Below are 23588 nucleotides of genomic sequence, written 5' to 3' on the forward strand. Positions count from 1 at the left end.
TTGTCGCATCAATTGCAGCAATTTCAGGAGAATCGTGCACAATTAAAATTAAATCGACCACATTAAAACAACCAGTTAATACATTTTCAACACGCACATGAATTGTTTGCGTTTCTGGGTTGATGTTGCTGTATGCTGTGGTATTTGTAATTTCGTTTACATCATTTTCAGCGTTTTCAAGTGTTTCGTAATACGTTACAACAATGTCAGTTTGCATACCGCCCGTAATTTGATTTTCGGTACTTTGAATGTCAAAAACACCAATTCCATCGTTGTCTGTATCACAATATTCTAATGGTATTGCAGGAAATACTTGTAATGCATCAACTACAGAGATGTTTAACGTTGTAGTAACATAACAACCTGTATTGGGCGTTTCTACACGTACAAAAACTATTTGGGGATTACTGATATTTGTATATGGAATTGCTAATGCATTTGCGTCATTTTCGGCATCTGCTTGTGTTAAGTAGTATCGGACAGAAAGTCCAGGGATTCCTCCAGAAATTTCATCATTTTTCACGTTTAAATCTACAGCAGTAAAACCATCAGCAGTTTCATCATCACAGACAATTAAATCTGTAGGCGCATTTGCAGAAGGTAATTCTTCAAATAGAATTTCGAAGGAAGTTATGGCAAAACAGGTGTTTCCGGTTTGCGTACTTTCAATTCGAACAAAAATAATTTCACCATCCGTTCCTAAGTAGTTTTCGGCTAATGCATTTGTGTCTCCATCTGCATCAGCGAAATTTTCATGATAGGTTATGTTGAAATTTGCGGCATTTTGCATTCCTAGTATGTCTGCTTCTTGCGTTGTAAAATCGTAATTTTCAAAACCGTCACCATTTAGATCGCAAGCAATCATATTTTCAGGTTGATTTGCTATTGGTTGTGAATAGACACAGATTTCAAAGTTGGTTGTACTGAAACAGTCTGTGTTTGCATCATTTTCGATACGCGCAACTATTTCCTGACATGCAGCCGTATTTGTGAATGGAAATGTTAAGGCATTTGTTCTGTTGTCGGCATCTGTTTGATTTGCATAGTATGTTACTGAAAATAATCCGGCATCTTGCGTTCCAAGAATTGTTGCATCTAGATTTGTAAAGTTGAAGTTTTCAAAACCATCATTAGAATTGTCGTCGCATACATCAATATCAGGTGCTACATTTGCAATAGGAACTGTATTTACGATGAGTTGGAAAGAAGTAATTGCATAACAATCGTTTCCTGCTTCTGCACTTTCAATTCGCACAAAAATAGTATCCTGATCCGTTCCTGTGTGGTTGGTAGCTAATGGATTTATGTCTCCATCCGCATCATCGAAATTTTCATGATACGTTATATCGAAATCTGTAGCATTTTGTGTGTCTAATATGTCAGCATCTTGCGTTGATAGGTTGAATGTTTCGGTAGTATTTGCATCAAAATCACAGGCAATCATGTTATTTGGCTGATTCGCGATAGGTAATGTGTTTACACAGATTTGGAAACTGGTAGTGTCATAGCAAACTGAATTTGAGTCGTTTTCTAATCGGACAAATATTTGTTCACATTGGTTTGTGTTTGTGTATGGAAACGTAAGCGCATTTGCATTGTTATCTGCATCCGTTTGACTTAGATGGTAGGTCACCATAAAGATTGCAGGATCTTGCGTGTCAAGAATTGCGTCATCGAGTGTTGTGAAATTGAATTCTTCAGTACCATCATTGGTAAGATCGTCACATACTGTTATATCTGGGACAGCATTTGCCGTTGGAGCTGGTTCTACAGTGATTGTAAAACCTTCTTGAATAATATCTGCACAACTGTTTGATATTTCGACAGTGTAGGTAGTCGTTGTTGTTGGTGTAAATACTGGATTTGGCAATGTAGGATCACTTACGCCTGTGGTTGGCGTCCATGAATACGACGTAGCGCCTGTTATTGATGCATCGACTGAACTTAGTGAATCACCTGTACAGATAGTTTCATCTCCGAAGGCAAGTGAATTTGCAAAAGATACATAGTCAAAACATACACGTTGTAAGTTTGCGGCACCACCTGTAGAGCTTGTAAATCCGAAATATGCTTGTGAAACGCCTGCGAAAAGATTAGTTACAATATCTCCTGTGTATGAGAGTCGAAGTGAACAATCGAAATATACATCTAGCGTTGTAGTTGCGGCTGTCCATTCGATTCGAATAATATGTTCAACACCATCTTCAATATTGGTAGATGTTGGTGAAGCTTGCACTGGTCCGGCTAAATTGGCAGCTCCATTGTGATTATTATTCCCTTGACTTACTATGGCAAGATGATCAAAAAAGGGATCGCCTAATTCATTATTTTGCCAAGTATCAAATTCGACAGCTAATGAGTTATTGATACCTTCATATCCCATTCCGCCACCTAAATTTCCTATTTCGGGAGTTTGTGTGTTTTTTAGAATAAATGTAATTCCATCCGCACCATTTGCATCATTTGTTCCAAAGAAACCTCTAAATTCAACTACAAAATCTTCTGTAACGTCGATAGCTGTTCCTGACCAAATAGCTCCAGATTGGGTGTTTATATTTTGTGTAATTTCAAAGCAATCGCCTCCAATATCTACTGCATCCCCTATGAGAGAAGGCATTAATTGTGCATTGAGTTGTACGCAAAACAGTATGCAAAATAGTGTGAAAATATTTTTTATACTGTTGCTATGTTTTATTAAAATCATTGTCTTGCAATTATATAAGACAAATATGATGAATTATCTCTTTATAGTAAAGTGATTGCTAAAATCTTTTTAGTTTGAGATGAAGTGGTTTTTAGTGTTTTTGTAGCGTAATGATTTGGAAAATGTGTTCTAGAATGAAATCTAAATTGTAGGAAGAAATTAAAAAAAAAGATTACTGTCAACCATATTGTCAACTCAAAAAACGAGTTCTTTAAAGCATTATTATTAGAGTCGGAGAGAAGGAGTTTGAACTTTTTGGAGGCGGATGTTGAGTTGATTCATTCGATGTTAAAGATTGAGAATGCTAAAAATACAATTAATCATACATCATAATTTTTACACTTCTTTTAGAATTCATGTCGTTTATGATACGAATTGTTCAATGCTAAAATCTCTTAAAAATGCCAATGCGCAGCAAAGAGCAGCTGTATATGAGTACGAACAAATCTTACTTAAGGCGTATCAAGAAGTAACGAATCAACTTTCAAGTATTGAAAATTTGAGTAAAAGTTATGAATTAAAAAAACAACAAGTAACTTCGCTAACAGAATCCATTAATTTCCAATCAACTCTTTCAACCTACTATAGCTGATTATATGGAAGTATTATTAACACAACGAGATGCATTAGAAGCTAAAAATGAACAATTCGTTGCTATGGTAACGCTATACAAAGCTTTAGGCGGAGGATGGAAATAAGCTGCTTTTACAAGTCAAAAGCAGTACAATGTAATACTAAAATAAACATAAGTTTAGATTCTGAATATTTAAGCCTAAACTTATGTTTTATTAATTTAAAAAAGAGTAATATACATACCAATGATCATTACAGTTAATGAATACTTAGTATTAAACGAGTTTCATAAATTATCTTTTTAAAAAACTCCCGTTTAAAAAAAAAAAAACTAAATTGCAAAAAATTAAATATGAGACCCTTAATTTTTTTTTTTTTTATTTCTTATACAGCTTTAGGTCAACTAAGTATTGTTGGAGATAACTATATATTTGTTGAAGACAACTTCATTTTTGTTACTGATAATGTAAATTTACAACAAGCTGATAGTAAATTATACTTAAGAAATGATGCGCAATTACTTCAAGGAACTGGAACTACTGGGAATCTTGGTTCTGGACAGCTCAGTGTTTATCAAAGAGGAACTACACACAATTATGCCTATAACTATTGGTGTTCACCAGTCGGAAACAATCTAACAAGCGGAAATGAAAATTTTAGAGCAAATCTTATTGATGATGCTACAGGGCTGCTAACAAGTAATGATGTAACATTTATCAATTATGATGGTACTTCATCCCCTTTAGTTATTGCAAGTTATTGGATATATACATTTGAAAATTCAGAATTCTACAGTGACTGGGTGTACCGTGGTGATATAGGAACTATAGCTCCTGGATTAGGTTTTACTATGAAAGGAACAAGTGGTTCTTCAAATAGTCAATTGTACGATTTTAGAGGAAAACCCAACAATGGAACTATCACTAATACAGTGATGGCAGATGTTTGGACTCTTATTGGAAATCCATACCCATCGTCTCTAGATGCGATGGCTTTCATTCACGATACAGATAATAGTGCTGCCATTACTGGTACATTATATTATTGGGAGCAAGATTTAACGGTTTTTTCTCACTATATAGCCGATTATGTTGGAGGATATGCAACGTACACAATAAACTCAGCAGGAACTGTTGAAACTTTTATTCCTGCTACTTTTGATACATATAACAGTGATGGTTCATTAAATACTGTAGGATCAAGTAGCACAAGTGGCAAACAAGCCCAACGATACATTCCAGTAGGGCAAGGATTCATGGTAGAAGGTAGTAATCCAACAACAGGAATAGTACGAACTACCAATGCGCATAGAGAATATTATCCCCAATCAGGTGCTCAAAGTGTATTTTTTAGAAATGCTGATAGTAATGCTAATGCTTTCACAGAAACTATAACGGATTATCATACAGTACCCAACGATTACAAACGCTTTCGTTTAAATATTGATTTTAATGACTTATATACGCGTCAACTGGTACAAACATTTCATGATACTGAAGCAACAATTAATTTCGATTACGGACTAGAGTCAAAAAGCCCTAACGATGTGGCTAATGATGCGTATTGGATTGTAGAGAATGAACCTTTCATAGCACAAGCATTACCTTTAGATATTAACACTACAAAAATTCCAATTATTTTTAAATTAGAAACTCAACAAAACTTACGTGTGAGGATTGCTGATATTCAGCATTTTGATGACAATCAACCTGTTTTTTTACATGATAAAGAAACAGATTCCTATGCTAATTTAAGAAACAATTTTTTTGAAATAAATTTACCGCAAGGAATATATAATACTCGCTTTGAAATTGTTTTTGTAAATGATAGTGCTTTATCAGTTTCAGAGTTTGAAAATGATGATGTACTGCTATATCAAGATAATTACTCCAATCTACTAAATATTTTAAATCCAAACTATAAGGAAGTTATTTCCGTAACAATATACGATTTGCTTGGTAAAAAAATAATAGCTAACGAATACAAAGGCGTAAAGTCATCTTACACAATCAACACAAAAGGACTAAGTACAGGAACATACATCGTACATGTTTTTGCGGAGCAAAAATGGATAACAAAAAAAATAATCATAAAATAATTAATAAACTAAAAAATAAAAATATGACTTATAGTGCCTCGTTTTACTTAACCTCAAGGTTTTTTAATAATAAATCATTACTGTCATTTGTTGCTTTATTATTTTGCATAAATATTTATTCACAAGTAGGAATCAATACAGATATGCCTGCTGATATTGCAATATTAGATATAGAGAGTACAGACAAAGGTGTTTTAATTCCTAGAATTAATATAGCCGATTTATCAACGGCAGCTCCTATTACAGGAACAATGATTAACGGTCTCTTAGTCTACAATACAAATGTTACCACAGGAGAAGGTTTTTATTACTGGAGTGGAACAGCTTGGACGCCATTTGTGGATGCAGATTTTTTAGAGGTATCAACGTCTAATCCGCCTAGTTCAGTGGCATCACCAGTTTACAGAACTGGAAATGTAAACATTGGAACCACTACCAATTATGGCACACCTTTATATGTTGAGTCGGTTACCGCAACAAATACCCCTGAAAGCGCAGCACACATTCAAAGAACCACTAGCCATACAGGAACTACAAACAGGTTAAACGGGATTAGCATTTATGGAAATAACTCTAACTCGGGGGAATATAGAGGTGTTTTTGTTTACAATCAAGGAAGTGGTACTGGAAAAATAGTAGGAAATGTAACATATACAACATCAACTTCTACAGGAGAAGTGCTAGGTACTGTTAATGAGGTGTTTACAACAGGAGATAGTGAAGACTATGGAACCCTAAACACAATGGGAGGAACAGGAAATGGAACTATAATAGGTACTTCAAATGTAATAGAGTCTATAGCTACAGGAACTGGCAATAAATTTGGAACGCTAAATTATATAGATCCCAATGCTGGCGGTGCTCATTTCGCTACTTGGTCGCAAGCTACAAAAGCAAATTCCTATGCAGGAATGTTTATAGGAAGATTAGCCATAGCTCAAGACGAGCTTTTAACTAATCAATATACATTCCCTAACAGTTCAGGAGTTCAAGGACAGGTACTACAATTACAAGACAACGCTGGTACGCTAGGCTGGAGTGATGCTCCAGGAAACGAGTCCATCAATGAAGTTGGAGCAGCTAACTACGTATTAACTGCTGCAGATCATACGGTAATTGCGTACAATACGGTTACTCAATTTACAATTCCTGATGCTGCATTAAATGCCAATAAAACCTATGTGTTAATGTGTGCCTACAACAATGGGACAATAACTTTAAACTCGTTGGGAGGAATTATATGGAATCCATTAACTAATACTGTACAAAACACACTACCTACAGGACAGCGCATCAAAATACACAGTACTGGAACCTATTGGGCCATTGTAGGCAATTAATACCCACCAAAAATATAACCCCTAATCTTATCTAATTATAAAAATGAAAAAAATCATTTCCCTCATCTATTTATTTTTTTTAAATACTTATGCAACAACTTATTATGTAAGCCCTTCTGGTAGCGATACTAATTCAGGAACAAGCGTAGCAGATGCCTGGCAAACCATAGCACATATCAATACCATTAACTTTCAGCCTGGCGATATCATTTTATTTGAAGGTGGTAGTACTTTTACGGGAAATATCTACATCGAAAGCACTGATGGCAATAGTGCAAGTTCTCCGTTGCAGATTTCTTCGTACGGAACTGGTAAAGCAACCATTGATGCAGGAAATAATTTTGGAATATATGTCTACAACAGTCAAGGTGTAATCATTGACAACCTAATAATACAAGGAAGTGGATTGGCTACCAATACCAATAGTGGAATACTATTTTACGCCGATCTTCCTGGTGATGTAAAGTTAGACAATATTCAAATTCGCAACTGCGAAGTTTTTGGCTTCGGTTTATATGGAATTGCCATAACGTCGTATGCTAATAATACAGGATATTCTAATGTATTAATTGATAACAATGAAATTCATGACTGTTTGGATAAAGGAATAACATCTAGTGGATTCTTTTCTCAATCAAAATTAGGATATTCACATTCAACTATTACTGTGCGTAATTGTCATGTGTATAACATACCAGGTTCTAGTGCATTTAGTGGACATTCTGGTAATGGCATTGTATTATCAGATGTAGATGATTCAGTAATTGAATATTGTACAGTACATAATTGTGGTAGCGGAAATGCTAGCTGTGGTGGTCCTGTAGGAATTTGGTATTGGGATTCTAATGATGTAATTATTCAATACTGCGAAGTATACCAAATGAGTAATGGTACAGGTTGTGACGGCGCAGGATTTGATTTAGATGGAGGTGTCACTAACGGAATTATGCAATACAATTACTCGCATGATAATGAAGGCCCAGGCTACCTTATAGGGCAATTCCAAGGTTCACGTGCAATGCAAAACATCACTATGAGATATAATATATCCGAAAATGATTCTCGAAATTATGCTGGATCTATTTTTTTATTTAATGGCGAACCCTCCTTACCAATGGCTAATATTGATATTTATAATAATACTATTTACCTAAGTGAAAGTGTTGACAATACGGGTAGTGAAGCAGTTTATTTTCTTGATTTTAATCCAATAAATCAAAATATAAATTTTCAGAATAATATTTTTTATGTTGAAAATAATGCGGATTTAATTAGTATTCCTGCAGGAGCTTATTCAGCCACCTTTAAAGGGAATGCCTATTATACAACTGCGGGATTTAATATAAATTATAATGGTAATAATTATACTTCCCTTACAGATTTTCAGCAAAATGCAAATCAAGAAATGGATATGGGAAGCCCAGTAGGTTTCCAAGGAAACCCATTGCTGACCAATCCAGGAAATGGAGGTATTATTGGTTTTGGAAATGACTTACATACGTTGACAGCTTACCAATTAACAGGTGCATCCCCAGTTATTGATTCAGGAATGAATTTGATGTTAAGTAGTTTTGAAGATTTTTATGGAAATACTACTATACAAAACGGTACTGATATTGGGGCGCATGAATTTGATTCAAATACGTTGGCAATCGATGATTTTCACTCAGCAGAACAACCTATGCTAATCTACGAATCTAATTGCTGCGATACTAAACAAATTAAAATATATAATATTGATAAAGAAACCATAAATAAAATGGTTATTTATAATATTTATGGACAACAAATACTCACTAAAATTAATAATGACATATCACTAGAAGTAAATATAGAAGAATATGCAAGTGGTACGTATATTATGCAATTGGAAGTTGATAATGAGATTTTAGCTTTTAAATTCTTTAAAAAGTAATCTAAAATAACGCCTCGGTAATGCTATAATCTGCCTATCTCATTGGCATACTTCGATATGTTTAAATTAATAGTGAACTCACTAAGTAAAAAATAAGCTTGTTTTAGCAAGATATTTTGCAAAAGTGTTAAGCTATAATCAAGTAAATTTATAGAATCTCTATTTCGTTGTAATATTAGTGACTATTTTATTAATTCAGTATTAAAAATTATCTTTGATTCGTAAGCTAAATATAAAAAAAGCATAGTTTTTATATTTAGCTTACGAAACACTACACAACATACAAAATGAAAAAAACGATTCTACTACTATTCCTATTCCACTTTTCTATTTCTGCTTTGTCACAAGCTATTCTTGAAGATGAACGATATGTGCCTGAGACTGATCCATTGGTACTAGAAAAATTAGATAAATGGCAAGACATTAAATTTGGTCTCCTAATGCATTGGGGAGCTTACAGTCAATGGAGTATTGTTGAGTCGTGGTCTATTTGTCCAGAAGATTATGGTTGGTGTGAACGTAAAAAAGGCGCTAATCCTGGGAATTATAATGCATATGTAAAAGAATATGAAGGACTCAAAAAAACATTCAACCCTGTGAAATTTGATCCTGAAAAATGGGCAGAAGCTGCTAAAGCTGCCGGAATGCGATATATGATTTTTACTACCAAACATCATGATGGGTTTTCCATGTTTGATTCAAAATACACAGATTATAAAGTAACCGATGCCGAATGTGCTTTTAGTTCAAATCCTAGAGCAAATATCACCAAGGAATTATTTGAAGCTTTTAGGGCAAAAGATATGTGGGTTGGCGCGTATTTCTCCAAACCCGATTGGCATCATAAAAGTTATTGGGATCCGTACTGGCCTGCTTTTGATAGAAATGTAAATTACGACCCTGCTTTATACCCAAAAAAATGGGAAACCTTTGTGCAATTTACACACAATCAACTCTTAGAGTTAGTTACAGATTATGGCGACATTGACATTGTTTGGCTTGATGGTGGTTGGGTAAAAAAAAGAGATCAGCAAAACATAGACGAAAACTACGCAGAAAAGTTTGCCGAAAACAAAGCTGCTAATGGTTTTATAAAACACCGAATGGTCTCACAAGACATCCGTATGGATGAATTGGTAGATACACTTCGCACAAAACAACCAGGTTTAATTGTGGTCGATAGAGCCGTTCATGGAAAAAATCAAAACTATCTAACACCCGAAAATCGTGTCCCTGAAAAAGAATTGCCGTATCCTTGGGAATCCTGTATCATTTCTGGTGGCGGTTGGGCATATACGCATGATGCAGTATACATGTCAGGGCATAAAGGTGTACAAATGTTGGTAGATATTGTAGCCAAAGGAGGAAATTTATTGTTGAATATTGCACCTACACCAGATGGTGAATGGCAAGAAGGCGCTTATCGTTTGCTAAAAGATTATGAAAACTGGATGCAGATAAACAGCGAAGGAATTTACAATAGTAAAACCTTAGCACCATACAAAGAAGACAACATTTGTATGACGCAACAAGATAACGGAAATGCGTATTTCTTTTACATGGCAAAACAAGATGAAATCACTATGCCTTCAACAATTACAATAAATTCACATCAACCTGTAAAAGGCAGTGACGTCACACTTTTAGGATATAACAAACCACTTTCGTGGAAAGCAACAGGAACAGGTTTTACCGTAAAAATTCCTAAAAAACTACGCAACAATCCACCTTGTGATTATGTGTGGACTATAAAAGTGACAGCATTATCAAAAAAATAAACATGTCAATATATCAACGAATTGTTAGTTTCATTTTTACATTTTTGATACTAACTTCTTGCAATCAAAAAGATACATTCTTATACAAAAATCCAAATGTCGCTATTGATGAGCGCGTAGAAGATTTACTATCCAGAATGACAGTAGAAGAAAAATTCTGGCAACTCTATATGATTCCGGGCGATTTATCTGATGGAAAAGAAAAATACAAACACGGCATTTTTGGTTTTCAAGTAGCTACAAAAAGTTCTACAAGCAATAGTGCCGAACAAATTCTAGAATATTCCGCAGGTGGAACAGCAAAAGAAACGGCGATTCTTATCAATGAAATACAAAAATACTTTACAGAAGAAACCCGATTGGGAATTCCGATCATTCCTTTTGATGAAGCGTTACATGGTTTAATTCGCGAAGATGCAACCGCTTTTCCGCAAGCTATTGCACTTGCGGCTTCGTTCAATACAAAATTAATGGATACGGTGGCGGCTTCCATAGCAACAGAAGTAAAATCAAGAGGCATTCGCCAAAATCTTTCACCAGTAATTAACATTGCTAGAGATGTACGTTGGGGAAGAGTTGAAGAAACCTACGGAGAAGATCCATTTCTAACCTCAAGAATGGCAGTTTCCTATATTTCAGCTTTTGAAAAACGTGGCGTAATTACAACACCTAAACATTTTGTGGCAAATGTTGGCGATGGCGGAAGAGACAGTTATCCAATTCACTTTAATGAACGCATTCTAGAAGAAATCTACTTTCCAGCGTTCAGAGCAAGCATTCAAGAAGCGGGAGCATGGTCAATAATGACGGCATACAACTCGTTAGATGGTACGCAAGCAACCGCACATAACTGGTTGCTAAATGAAAAACTCAAAAAAGAATGGGGTTTTGATGGTTTTGTTATCTCTGATGCAGGAGCAACTGGTGGAGCAAACGTATTGCACTTCACTGCAAAAGATTATGCCGAATCCACAAAACAAGCCATAGAAGGAGGATTGGATGTAATTTTTCAAACCTCTTACGATCACTATCCGCTTTTTTATGAAGCGTTTCAAAAAGGAATCATTGACGAAAAAGCAATGGACGAAGCGGTAAGACGTGTGCTATATGCTAAATTTAAATTGGGTTTATTCGAAAATCCATACGTGAATATAGAAGCATTAGAAAAAAGCAATAATGTAGTAACCAATAAAGCACTAGCAAGAAAAGCAGCGCAAGAATCTATCGTTTTATTAAAGAATGAAGCACAAACACTTCCGTTAAAAAAAGATATCAAATCTATTGCAGTCATTGGTCCTGATGCCAACGAAGCACGATTAGGTGGTTATTCTGGACCAGGAAACAATCCTGTGAGTATATTAGAAGGAATAAAAAATAAAGTTGGTAATCATGCAAATGTCGCTTTCGCGAAAGGTGCCGAAAGAATGCCTGAAGAATTTGTAGCTGTTCCCAAAGAAAATTTATTTCATTACAAAAACGGTGAAAAAACCATAGGGCTTCAAGCGGATTATTTCAATAATATAAAGCTAGAAGGCAAACCGGCGTTATCAAGAATTGACGCAAATATTGACTTTAGATGGACACTTTTTTCACCAGATCAATCTATAATTAACTACGACTATTATTCCGCTCGATGGACAGGGAAATTAATCGCTCCACAAACAGGAACTATTGATATTGGTATCAAAGGCGATGATGGATACCGTTTGTATATAAATAACGAATTGATTATTGACAATTGGAAAAAACAAACCGTACAGCAAATTACCAAACCGTATTCTTTTACAAAAGATAAAACATATGACATAAAAGTTGAGTTTTATGAAACCAGAGGAAATGTTTGGTTTAAACTGCTTTGGAATGCAGGAATTGAAACAAATTGGCAAAAACAAATAGCGGAAGCAGTTGCACTTGCTAAAAAATCGGACGCTGCAGTAGTTTGCGTTGGTATTGAAGAAGGTGAGTTTAAAGACAGAGCGTATCTTTCGTTGCCAGGTCATCAAGAAGCATTGATAAAGGCAGTTGCTAAAACAGGAACACCAACGGTTGTTATATTAGTTGGAGGAAGTGCCATAACGATGCAAAATTGGCTTGATGAAATACCTGCAATCGTAGATGTTTGGTATCCAGGTGATGAAGGTGGAAATGCCGTAGCCGATGTGCTTTTCGGCGATTACAATCCAGCAGGAAGATTGCCAATAACGTTCCCAATACATGAATCGCAATTGCCATTATACTACAATCACAAACCAACAGGAAGAGGTGATGATTATGTAAATCTTTCGGGGAAACCTTTATTTCCTTTCGGATTTGGACTGAGTTATACCAACTTTCAATACAGCGATGTTCAACTTGATAAAAGCACTATTAATTCATCAGAAAGTACTATAGTACGCTGTAAAATAACCAACATTGGTAACTTTGATGGCGATGAAGTTATACAACTATATGTAAAAGATGAATATGCTTCCGTTGCTAGACCTATTATTGAATTGAAAGGTTTTCAACGCATTCATCTAAAAAAAGGAGAAACACAAGAAATAACATTTAAGTTAACTCCAGAACTATTTACCATGCTCAATAAAAAACTAGAACGCGTTATTGAACCTGGAGACTTTAGAATACTCATAGGGACATCGTCAAATGACATACGACTTAGAACTGTGCTTACAGTAAACCCAAAGTAAGAAACTAGTAAATTCATTTCTTAAGATATCTTATTTCTAATTACATCTTTACATTGCAACTTTGCGTTATTATAATTAATAACAAAAAAATGGAAGATCAAAATAGTAACAAGGTGATGCATATATCACTTTGGATTGCACAAGGATTATTAGCGGTTATGTTTATAATGGCAGGAGTGATGAAAGCTTCACAACCTATTGAAGCATTGGCAGAATCAATGCCATGGGTAACATCAACCTCAGCTGCATTGGTCATATTTATAGGGATTAGTGAACTTTTAGGTGGTTTAGCCTTATTGATACCGTCAATATTTCGTTTTAAACCTTTTTTAACGGTTTGGGCAGCTTTAGGCTTGACTTTAATTATGATTCTAGCCGCAATATTTCATGCAACACGAGGTGAGTTTTCAGCTATAGCTATCAATGTAGTATTACTTGCTATTTTAATTTTTATAGCATGGGGAAGAGGTAAAAAAGCTCCAATTTTACCAAAATAATTATATAGTTTCAATATCAAAATACTGTTTGATATGCACCGAAATAAATTTGTAAAAACAATCTTAGGAACATCAATGTTAATTACAATGGATGGATTTTCTTCAATAGCGCACGCAATGTCAAATACGAATAAAGAAAAAGATAATTCAAGTGAATTTGCCACCTTTGGCGCAATTCACTTGAATAATACAGACCTTGTGAAATCTACTTTTTTTTGGACAAAAATAGTAGGAATGAAACTGAGAAAAGTTTCAGGGGATAGTGCTGAATTTGGAACTGAAAAACAAACATTAGTCGTTGTGCATCAAACTGCGAAAACTAGTTTTAAAAAAGGCTACAGCGGATTGTATCATTTTGCCATTCATGCACCAAACAAAGGCGAATTTGCCAATATGTTATATCGATTGATTGCAAACAACTATCCATTTTCTCCGGTAGATCATACCATGTCAAAATCAATCTATTTAGATGATCCGGATGGAATCAACATTGAATTTACTTTAGAAACTCCCGAAAGGTTTAAAAGAGTGGTTACAAGTGGCGGTCTCAAAATTGAAACTACCGATGGTACTATTAAAAGTGCGTCTGCGTACCTTGATGTAGAAGAAATTTTGAAAGATGTTACTGATAAAGATGTTTCCAGAATTATTTCTAAAGACACCTATCTAGGGCACTTACATTTATATGCGAACAATGTTGAAAAATCAAATACTTTTTATAAAGAAATAGGCTTTTTGCCATTCAATTACTTGCCACAATTTATGTATGCTGATTTGGGCGCAGGCGGAGCTTATAAACATCGGATTGCTTTAAATTCTTGGCACGGAATCAATAAACCTATAGCGCCAAGTGAACATGCCGGAATGAAGCATTTTCAAATCATTTTTAATAGCAAAGAAAAATTAAATCAAGCCATTAAAAATGTTTCTGTTTATGAAGAAAAAGATGGTGGATATTGCGTGTATGATGCTACTGGGAATCAAATATTCTTAACCAATTCCTAATTAGAATCATAAAACTATCCATGTTGAAAATTACGAATTTATGAAACGGACGCAATCAAATTGTGATGCAGTAGGCGAGAAGTTGATGCCTGTAATTAATCTAAATAATTGTGGAGGAAAAGAAGATTGTGTTCCTGCATGTCCGTATGATGTTTTAGAAATGCGAAAAATTACTCCAGAAGATCGTTTGACGCTAAATTTAAAAGGAAAAATAAAGACTTTCTTCAAACCTAAAAAAGCGTATGTAACAGATTCTAGTATGTGCCATGCTTGTGGAATTTGTGTGCAAGTATGTCCTGAACGCGCCATAAAACTTATTAAAATCGATAAAAATTGATGATTTAAAAATCTCAAAAATCAGAATGCATCATGAATCATTTAAAATCGTTTCTTACTGGAAAGTATACGCTTTGGTTACTTTTAACGATTCCAGGAATTCTGGCATCTGTAAATTTCATATATGGACAATTTACTTATGATATGATTATGCATATTACGGGTGAATTTGCTGGGCGGATGTTAATCATTAGTTTAATTGCCACACCTATAAAATTGATGTTTCCAAAAGGGCGCGTATCGAGATGGCTTGTTAGAAACCGTCGTTTTTTTGGTGTCGCAGCATTTGCTTATACACTATTGCATACTATTTTTTATATTTTAGAATATCCTTTTAGCCAGATATTTGATGAGTTTTCAAATGCTGCTATCCTAACAGGATGGATTGCTTTCTTCATATTTATTCCTTTGGCAATTACAAGTACCAACACAGCAATCCGAAAAATGGGACGCGCTTGGAAAAAACTACAACGTTGGGTATATGTAGCTGCGGTACTAGCATTTGTGCATTGGGCATTATTAGGCTTGCAAGGCGAGCATGCAAGTATAGGCGGCGCATTATTTCATTTTGTTCCTGTGATGCTTTTACAAGTCTATCGAGTATGGAAACAGCAACTTGTGTAGCAAACTAAGAATTAAATGTAATTTTCTTTTATTCTAGCCGATTCCCACTCAGATTTATTAATTTAGTGGTCTAGTTCATTACAGAACTAATCTTGCAGTATCACTTATTAGTAAGCTAAAAAAATTAGATGGCTATAGAAAACATACCAGAAATCTATCTTAAGGATGCAACTAAAAATCCTGATTTGTTTGTGTATGATTTTAAAATGACCAACGATGTTGTAAAGAGCAAAGTAAATTTAGGCATGAATATGTTTAGCTTTTTACAAGTCGGAAAAAAGCAAGTCCATTTTGCAGGGACATCTGTTGAGGTAAATAAAGATCAGTCGTTATTGCTAAAAAAAGGAAATTGGTTGTGGACAGAATTGTTAGAAACAGAAGCAATTTACTACTGTAAACTCCTCTTTTTTTCTGAAAAAATCCTCAAAGATTTTTTAGAAAAGCATACACAAAACAAGCAACAAATAGTTGATGAAACTCCCTTTTTTATTATTAGAAACGACGTATATATTACCTCTTATTTAAATTCATTAGCTGTAATTAGTGAAGCACCTTCTGTGTTTGCTGAAAACTTACTTTCGGTAAAATTTGAAGAAATACTATTATATCTTATCAATAAATATGGAACTACGTTTGAAACCTACTTGCAATCCTTAATTGTAAAAGAAACGTCACCATTTAAAAAGATTATTGAAAGTAAATTACATTCCAACTTAAAACTAGAAGAAATTGCCTTTTTGTGTAATATGAGTTTATCTACTTTTAAGCGTCATTTTATCAATGAGTACAACATATCTCCTGGGAAATGGCTTCAAGATAAACGACTTCAAAAAGCAAAAGAAATCTTAGCGCAAGGGAATTTAAAACTATCGGATATCTATTTAGATTTTGGTTACAAGAACCTTTCTAACTTTAGTACAGCTTTTAAAAACAAGTTTGGTTTTAGTCCAAGTGAAACTCCTTCTTAATAGTTGACCTTTTTTCATAAATTATTGACCTGTTTTGGTAACGGTAAAAAATAATGCTACGGCTACATTTGTATCAAAATTTAGAAATTTTAAAAAACACATAAAATTATGAATATTACATTGGCACAAGCTGAAAAAATGATTTCGGCAGCAAAAGAAAAATCTGTAGCAATTGACACAAAAATGAATATTGCAATTGTAGATGCAGGTGCAAATTTAGTTGCATTTGCACGTATGGATGGCGCTTGGTTAGGATCTTTAGATATTTCTATTAAAAAGGCAAAAACGGCTCGTTTTTTTGATATGAACACTGGTATTATTGGTGAGTTATCTCAGCCAGGAGGTGCATTGTACAATATTGAGCATTCAAATAATGGATTAATTACATTTCCAGGAGGTGTGCCTGTAAAAGATGCAGCAGGAAATGTTATTGGAGCTATTGGAGTTAGTGGAAGTTCGGTTGAAAACGATCATGCAGTTGCAGAAGCTGGAGCAACAGCAATCTAAAATACACTACACATTTCTTAAAAAGAGGATAATTAGCATACTGATTATCCTTTTTTCTTCTTAAAAATAGCATCAGATGAAAAAATATATTGCCGAATTTATTGGCACATTTGCGTTAGTCTTTTTTGGTACTGGAGCCGTAATCGTAAACGAACAAACCAATGGAAGTTTAGGTTTGGTAGGAATTTCTTTAGCTTTTGGAATCATCATTATTGCCATGATTTATAGTTTTGGAACTATTTCTGGGACACATATAAATCCAGCGGTAACTATTGCGTTGGCTTTTGGAAAGATACTGCCAAAAAATAAAATTTTTGGATACATTACTGCTCAAATAACAGGCGCTTTTTTTGCAAGTGGACTCCTGAAATTTATGTTTCCCGAAAACACAACATTAGGAATAACAATTCCTTCTGGAACATTTTTACAATCATTTATTATGGAATGTGTATTAACCTTCTTTTTGATGTTGACAATTTTAGGTGTAAGCTCCAAAAAAGAATCCGCAAGCGTATCAGGACTCGTTATTGGATTGATGGTTGTTGGAATGATTTTAGTTGCAGGGCCAATTTCTGGAGGTTCATTCAATCCTGCACGAAGTATTGCTCCAGCTGTAGTTTCTGGAAACTTATCGGCACTATGGCTGTATCTTGTAGCTCCAGTATTAGGCGCAATTTTAGCAATGTTTGTTTGGAAAGTGCTTGTAACTAAAAATATAGCCAATAGTTAACAGAAAATTAGGATATGGATAGCAACAAGTTAGTAAATACTACGTTTACTAAATGGTTATAAAAAAAATAATCTGACGCTTGCTTTAAACCTATCTAAAACTTCTTTGGTAAAATTGTAATTTATTGATTAGTTTTAAAAAAAATAAAGAATTTGTTGAAATCAATAAAAATACCCAAAGGAACTATACTTCTTAGGCCTAATGAAATTTGTAAATCAGGTTACAAAGTAAAAATGGGTTGCCTTAAAAGTTATGTCATCAATAGCTCTGGAAAAGAACATATCATTCAATTTGCACCAGAAAACTGGCTAATTTCAGATTTGGAAAGTTTTACAAAAGGCACAAAAAGCAAAATTTTTATAGATGCCGTTGAAGACAGTGAAGTCGAAATTTTAGATAAAAACTATTTTCCTGAATTTGAAGAAATGGAGCATGTAATGTTACTAGGATTAAGTACAAAACTACGTAACAACTTAATAGCAACAAACAACAGATTAATTTCATTACTAAGTAGCACTTCTGAAGAAAGATACTTTGAATTCACAAAAACCTATCCTCAATTGGTACAAAGATTACCTCAAAAATTAATTGCGTCTTATCTTGGAATGACGCCAGAACATTTAAGCTATATAAAAGGGAAATTAGCAAAAAAAGGATAAAACTTATTTCTTAAGATATCTTATTTTTTAGTGTATTATAATTGTTCATTTTTGTATCAATAGAAAATGTAATAGTAGATTTAGATAGGTTTAACAGTAATTAACATATCAAATACGATTCACACAAATGAAAAAACACATCCTAATTGTACTGTCATTCTTTTTATGTACAAGCTTCATATTTGCACAAGAATGGCAAACAAATTTTGAGGCAGCAAAAGAAATGGCTTCTGATGAAAACAAACCCATAATCTTGGTTTTTCAAGGTTCTGACTGGTGCGCTCCGTGTATCAAATTAGACAAAGAAATTTGGAGTACCGATTCTTTTAAAGCATATGCAAAAGATCATTATATACTGCTTCAAGCGGATTTTCCTCGTAGAAAAAAGAATAAATTATCTCAAGATCAAACTGCTCAAAATGCAAAATTAGCAGAAAAATATAACAAAAATGGAATTTTCCCTTTTGTAGTTATTTTAGATAGTAACGGAAAGGTTTTAGGGCAAACTGGCTATAAAAAAATCGCGGTAGCAGATTATATAGAAACCATAAATTCATTTGTAAAGTAATATGAAAAATTGGCTCATTCTTCTTATTACTTTGTTTTCATTGGCTTGTGTGGCACAAGAACCGTACAAACGAACAATGAAGCTGATGGGAAGTCGTTTTGATATTACTGTCGTCGCAAATAATGAAGCATTAGGCAATACCTATATAGATATCGCTGTTGCTGAAATTACGCGTATTGAAAAATTAATATCTTCATGGGATGCAACTTCTCAAACCTCAAAAATAAATCAGAATGCAGGAATTAAACCTGTAAAAGTAGACCAAGAGTTGTTTCAATTAATTCAGCGCGCTATTGGTATTTCTAACTTAACAGATGGCGCTTTTGACATTAGTTACGCTTCCATGGATCGTATTTGGAAATTTGATGGTAGTATGAAAATAATGCCTTCCGAAGAAAATATAAAAAAATCGGTTGCAAAAGTCGGTTATGAAAACATCATTTTAGACAAAGAAAAAAGTACTGTATTTCTCAAACTAAAAGGTATGAAAATTGGCTTTGGAGCCATAGGGAAAGGATACGCGGCAGACAAAGCAAAAGCCCTTTTGATGTCCAAGAATGTGCCTTCTGGAATTATAAATGCTTCTGGCGATATGAATACTTGGGGAAAACAACCCAATGGAGAAGAATGGAAAGTTGCCATTACAAACCCGTTAGATAAAACAAAATCATACGGTTTATTGCCCATTACAAATGGTGCTGTAGTTACCTCTGGAAATTACGAAAAATTTGTAAACTTTCATGGCAAACGATATACGCACATTATTGATCCGAGAACTGGTTATCCATCAAGTGGAATTATTAGCGTAACCATCTTTGCACCAAAAGCTGAATTGGCAGACGCACTTGCCACCTCTGTTTTTGTGATGGGAAAAAATGTTGGTTTAAATCGAATAAATCAACTACCTAAAGTAGAATGTATCATCATTGATGATGAAGGAAACGTGTACACCTCTAAAAATATTACAATTCAGAAATTATGATAAAAAAAATAGTTTTCACGATTTGCATCACAAGTTTTTTAACGTCTTGTGTTGTCGTAAAAGAGTATGAAAAAGTAAATATAAATGATCCTGATATGGCATTATCAGGCAAAAAAGCCGATCGAAACCTAACAACCGCACATTCATATCGTGAAGCAGCTGCAGGTGCTAACGGAGGAAAAACGGGCGGTGGCTGTGGCTGTAATTAAGATATTGATAATATGTATACAATGAATAAAATAAAAATAACAACACTACTGACTTTTATGTTTTTATGTATCGTTGGTTATGCGCAAGAACAATCAAAAGATAGTGTGCAAGTGTATAAAAAACGTGTCTTAGAAACCACCGAAATAGATTTCTTATCAAGTTACTACTCACAAGAAGGAGACAATGCAGCGGTAAGTGGCGGAATTGGAACAGAAGAACTTACAGATTTTACAGCTACTTTTATCATATCCATTCCAATGAATGATGATGATGTACTTACTATTGACGCTGGCGTTTCTGCGTACACATCTGCATCGTCTAGTAATGTAGATCCGTTTGATGCTGGCAGTCCCGCAGATCCGTTTGTAGCGTCTTCTGGAGCTTCGGCTGGAGATGTTTGGAGTAGCCTAACAGGATCGTACAGTCATAGTTCGGATGATAGAAATGATATTTGGTCTGCAAAAGTTTCAATAGCTGCTGAATATGACTATTTTTCAGTAGGTTTTGGCGGAAGTTACACAAAGCTTTTCAATGAAAAGAATACAGAAATTAGTGTAAATGCAAATGTGTTTATAGACAGTTGGACTGCAATTTATCCGTATGAATTGAGACCTTTTTCAGAAAATGGAAATGGACTTAGCAATGGTTTATTTACACAAAATACCATTACAGGAAATACAAATTATATGCCTTCTTTTTCAGAATTTGATAGCGAAGGACGCAATTCATATGCTGTAGGATTTGGACTTTCTCAAATACTACACAAAAATGTACAAGGTTCACTTGCCATTGATTTGGTACAACAACAAGGTTTACTTTCTACACCTTTTCAACGTGTTTACTTTGCAGACGTGGCAGATTCATTTATTGATAACTTCCAATTGGCAGATGATGTAGAACAATTGCCTGATAGTAGATTTAAAGTCGCTATCGGAGGTCGATTGAATTGGTATTTGAATGAATATGTGACACTTCGCACCTTTTATAGGTATTATTTTGATGATTGGGGAATTAACTCGCACACGGCTAGTATCGAAGTTCCTGTAAAGCTTTCGCGAAAATTCACGATCTATCCTTCATACCGATTTTACAATCAGTCAGCCGCCGATTATTTCGCGCCAGCAAATGTAAACTTATCTACAGCCGAATTTTATACCTCAGATTATGATTTATCTGAATACAACGCAAATCAATTTGGATTTGGAATATCGTATACGGATATTTTTGCAAAAACGCATATTTGGAAATATGGATTGAAAAGTATTGATCTTAAATATTATAAATATGATCGTGATACTACATTTACATCAAGTATCATTACTGTAGGATTCAACTTTGTGATGGATTGATATTTATTTTAGTTAAACTAGAAGTATACTATTTTTAAATAATAGTTCTGTTGCAATACATTGATAATAACAATGACGCATTTTTGACACGCTTATTTTATAAAAACGCCTGATTTGTCAACAAAATCAGGTGTTTTGTTTGTGGAGTCGGAGAGAAGAATTTCGAACTTTTTGGAGGAGGATTTGAAGTTGATACGATCAAAACCTAATACTTTGAGAGTTTAAATTTACACAGTTTTTAGGATGTTATAATATCTGTTTTTGTGTTGTTTATGGTGTTTTTCTTTTCCTAGACAATATATTAATATGATAAGATGTTTATTTACATTGCCATTCTAAATGGTGTATTTGATTCTGTATTACTGACCATTTTTAAAATAAGGCGATTTTTGCGATGGCTTACAGGTAACACAATTTCTCCTTTAAGATGTACAAGTCTGTAATGAGGTTCGTATAATTTTAAGTAATTGGGATTGATTAAATATGAACGATGTATGCGTACAAAGCTAATATCTCTAAAACATTCCTCGTGTGTTCCAATATTTTTGCAACTTAGAATTCGCGAACCATCTCTTAAGCATATCCAAGAATAACTCTCATAAGCTTCTATATAAACAATTTGTGATTTATCAATGTATTTTCCTTGAAGTTTACCTCCAATACGCAAAAAGTTTTTATTGTTTGTAATTAGCAGACTCTGATTCTCTCTTTTTTCTAACATGATGCAATATTTTTTTTAGTTTATTATTCCTTTTAAACGGGTTGGGGAAATTGGAAGCTTAGGTTTGTCTTCAGAAATCAAAGGAAAGTATTGCAACTATTCAATGCAACAATATTGTGTAAGCGTTGAATTTAGGATGTGAGCGTTATGTTTTGAATAAATTATTATGTTTTTTCTTGTTAAATAAATGTTAACAAAAAATAATACATCAAAATAAACTTCTAGAGCGTTGGTGATTTATAAGAAATTTAGGTGTAAAATAAGCTATTTGATTGGATAGCTTTTGAACGTTTTTTCTTCTTATAATATTAAAAAATATACGCTTATTCATTATTCTTTACGCTTATAAAGTATAATTGGCTTTTTTATAATAAGTGATGTACCATGCAATTTAATATAGCTATTAAACTCCTATTAAGTTGGTATTATGAAACTATCGATCACACTATTTTTAGTTTTTTTTATTGTTCCTCAAAAGCGGATTATTAACACTCATGATTTTGATTATGAGTTTTATATTTCTTCAGAAAAAATTAAAAAACCTAAGGTTGAAAAAACTTATTTCTGGTATAAATCTGGAGAAATTCATCAATCGACCGCTGATATAGGTGGTGCTGTTTTAGTCAATACTTACATTAAACATTACAAATCTAAGCAACTTGCTGAAAAAGGAATTTTTGATAAAGGGCTTAAAGACGGAGTCTGGAAAAACTGGTATAAAAACGGAAATTTATCAAAAATAGAAAAATGGAGAAAAGGATTTAGACATGGCGATTTTATCACCTATACTAAAAACGGAAAAAAGAAAGTAGAAGGAAAGTATCGAAATCATAAAAAACATGGAATTTGGATAAATTACGTTTCACACGATACGTTGGTGTATAAAAAGGGAATTATAGTTCCTAAAAAACAAAAGGATACTATAAAAAGAGCGCCCTTTTTAAAACGCATATTTAAAAGAAAGAAGAAGAAAACGAAAAAAGAAGATTCCAAAAAAAAGAAACCCAATGCAAAAAAAACTTAAAGCTTCATCATTATTACAAGCTGTTTTTGTTTGTTTGTTAATTGGGGCACTTTGTTTTGGAATGCTATTAATGTCAAGTTATAATTCCTTATTTCAAAAAAGAACACTTCAAAAAACACAATTGCAACTCACTAATGATTCAGCAATACAACTGATGTTATCTAACATTTCTAAAATTAAGGATGGAGCTATAAAAACAAATATTTTTTCAGATCATATACATACAGATAGTAAAGTGTCCGATTGGGGATTCTACAAAGTACTATGTACAAAAACGTATCATAAAACAGATACGATACAAAAAAGTATACTT

At 33.8% G+C, this 23588-nt stretch carries 22 protein-coding genes; 20 read left to right on the forward strand and 2 right to left on the reverse strand.

What is annotated here, in order from left to right:
* A partial coding sequence (locus AB8B65_RS08720) for an L-type lectin-domain containing protein (protein ID WP_405300545.1) occupies positions 1-2617 on the reverse strand: 2617 nt, incomplete at its 3' end.
* A 388-nt stretch (positions 2618-3005) separates the two neighbouring features.
* Here AB8B65_RS08720 and AB8B65_RS08725 point away from each other — a divergent pair.
* From AB8B65_RS08725 to AB8B65_RS08810, 18 genes are all read left to right on the forward strand, one after another.
* Positions 3006-3296, forward strand: coding sequence for a hypothetical protein (locus AB8B65_RS08725; protein ID WP_405300546.1), 291 nt, complete (start codon positions 3006-3008; stop codon positions 3294-3296).
* A 333-nt stretch (positions 3297-3629) separates the two neighbouring features.
* Positions 3630-5375 carry a T9SS type A sorting domain-containing protein gene (locus tag AB8B65_RS08730; RefSeq protein WP_405300547.1) on the forward strand — a complete coding sequence of 582 codons (1746 nt, stop codon included), beginning with the start codon at positions 3630-3632 and terminating at the stop codon, positions 5373-5375.
* Positions 5376-5398: 23 nt separating this feature from the next.
* Positions 5399-6715, forward strand: coding sequence for a hypothetical protein (locus AB8B65_RS08735; RefSeq protein WP_405300548.1), 1317 nt, complete (start codon positions 5399-5401; stop codon positions 6713-6715).
* A gap of 43 nt (positions 6716-6758) precedes the next feature.
* Positions 6759-8630: a right-handed parallel beta-helix repeat-containing protein gene (locus AB8B65_RS08740; RefSeq protein ID WP_405300549.1), complete on the forward strand. Its 1872-nt coding sequence runs from the start codon at positions 6759-6761 to the stop codon at positions 8628-8630.
* Between the two features lie 287 nt (positions 8631-8917).
* Positions 8918-10408 carry an alpha-L-fucosidase gene (locus tag AB8B65_RS08745; protein ID WP_405300550.1) on the forward strand — a complete coding sequence of 497 codons (1491 nt, stop codon included), beginning with the start codon at positions 8918-8920 and terminating at the stop codon, positions 10406-10408.
* Between the two features lie 2 nt (positions 10409-10410).
* Complete coding sequence (locus AB8B65_RS08750) at positions 10411-13095, forward strand: glycoside hydrolase family 3 C-terminal domain-containing protein (protein ID WP_405300551.1); 2685 nt, start codon at positions 10411-10413, stop codon at positions 13093-13095.
* Positions 13096-13184: 89 nt separating this feature from the next.
* On the forward strand, positions 13185-13592 hold the full coding sequence (locus tag AB8B65_RS08755) for a DoxX family protein (protein ID WP_405300552.1): 408 nt from the start codon (positions 13185-13187) through the stop codon (positions 13590-13592).
* 33 nt (positions 13593-13625) lie between these two features.
* Positions 13626-14597 carry a VOC family protein gene (locus tag AB8B65_RS08760; RefSeq protein WP_405300553.1) on the forward strand — a complete coding sequence of 324 codons (972 nt, stop codon included), beginning with the start codon at positions 13626-13628 and terminating at the stop codon, positions 14595-14597.
* A 40-nt stretch (positions 14598-14637) separates the two neighbouring features.
* A complete protein-coding gene (locus AB8B65_RS08765) occupies positions 14638-14934 on the forward strand; it encodes a ferredoxin family protein (RefSeq protein ID WP_405300555.1) in 297 nt (98 codons plus the stop codon).
* Positions 14935-14966: 32 nt separating this feature from the next.
* Complete coding sequence (locus AB8B65_RS08770; protein ID WP_405300556.1) at positions 14967-15557, forward strand: sulfite oxidase heme-binding subunit YedZ; 591 nt, start codon at positions 14967-14969, stop codon at positions 15555-15557.
* Positions 15558-15685: 128 nt separating this feature from the next.
* Entirely contained in the window at positions 15686-16525 is an 840-nt protein-coding gene (locus tag AB8B65_RS08775; protein ID WP_405300558.1) for a helix-turn-helix domain-containing protein, read from the forward strand.
* Between the two features lie 108 nt (positions 16526-16633).
* Positions 16634-17032, forward strand: coding sequence for a heme-binding protein (locus AB8B65_RS08780; RefSeq protein ID WP_405300560.1), 399 nt, complete (start codon positions 16634-16636; stop codon positions 17030-17032).
* Between the two features lie 76 nt (positions 17033-17108).
* Entirely contained in the window at positions 17109-17762 is a 654-nt protein-coding gene (locus AB8B65_RS08785) for an MIP/aquaporin family protein (protein ID WP_405300561.1), read from the forward strand.
* A gap of 155 nt (positions 17763-17917) precedes the next feature.
* The gene (locus AB8B65_RS08790) at positions 17918-18421 is read left to right on the forward strand and encodes a Crp/Fnr family transcriptional regulator (protein WP_405300562.1); all 504 of its coding nucleotides are present in this window, start codon (positions 17918-17920) and stop codon (positions 18419-18421) included.
* 127 nt (positions 18422-18548) lie between these two features.
* Positions 18549-18989 carry a thioredoxin family protein gene (locus AB8B65_RS08795; protein WP_405300563.1) on the forward strand — a complete coding sequence of 147 codons (441 nt, stop codon included), beginning with the start codon at positions 18549-18551 and terminating at the stop codon, positions 18987-18989.
* A gap of 1 nt (position 18990) precedes the next feature.
* Positions 18991-19971 carry an FAD:protein FMN transferase gene (locus AB8B65_RS08800; RefSeq protein ID WP_405300564.1) on the forward strand — a complete coding sequence of 327 codons (981 nt, stop codon included), beginning with the start codon at positions 18991-18993 and terminating at the stop codon, positions 19969-19971.
* Positions 19968-20180: a DUF4266 domain-containing protein gene (locus AB8B65_RS08805; protein ID WP_405300565.1), complete on the forward strand. Its 213-nt coding sequence runs from the start codon at positions 19968-19970 to the stop codon at positions 20178-20180. The genes AB8B65_RS08800 and AB8B65_RS08805 overlap by 4 nt, the downstream gene beginning before the upstream one ends.
* Before the next feature lie 57 nt (positions 20181-20237).
* Positions 20238-21530 carry a DUF3570 domain-containing protein gene (locus tag AB8B65_RS08810; protein ID WP_405300570.1) on the forward strand — a complete coding sequence of 431 codons (1293 nt, stop codon included), beginning with the start codon at positions 20238-20240 and terminating at the stop codon, positions 21528-21530.
* A gap of 322 nt (positions 21531-21852) precedes the next feature.
* On the opposite strand, the gene AB8B65_RS08815 is transcribed toward AB8B65_RS08810, so the two are convergent.
* On the reverse strand, positions 21853-22251 hold the full coding sequence (locus AB8B65_RS08815; RefSeq protein WP_405300566.1) for a LytR/AlgR family response regulator transcription factor: 399 nt from the start codon (positions 22249-22251) through the stop codon (positions 21853-21855).
* Positions 22252-22678: 427 nt separating this feature from the next.
* On the opposite strand from AB8B65_RS08815, the gene AB8B65_RS08820 reads away from it, so the two are divergent.
* Both AB8B65_RS08820 and AB8B65_RS08825 read left to right on the forward strand, forming a co-directional pair.
* On the forward strand, positions 22679-23275 hold the full coding sequence (locus AB8B65_RS08820) for a toxin-antitoxin system YwqK family antitoxin (RefSeq protein ID WP_405300567.1): 597 nt from the start codon (positions 22679-22681) through the stop codon (positions 23273-23275).
* A partial coding sequence (locus AB8B65_RS08825) for a hypothetical protein (protein ID WP_405300568.1) occupies positions 23259-23588 on the forward strand: 330 nt, incomplete at its 3' end. The genes AB8B65_RS08820 and AB8B65_RS08825, both read left to right, overlap by 17 nt.

Source organism: Kordia sp. (assembly GCF_045105435.1).
In the GTDB taxonomy this organism is placed as follows: domain Bacteria; phylum Bacteroidota; class Bacteroidia; order Flavobacteriales; family Flavobacteriaceae; genus Kordia.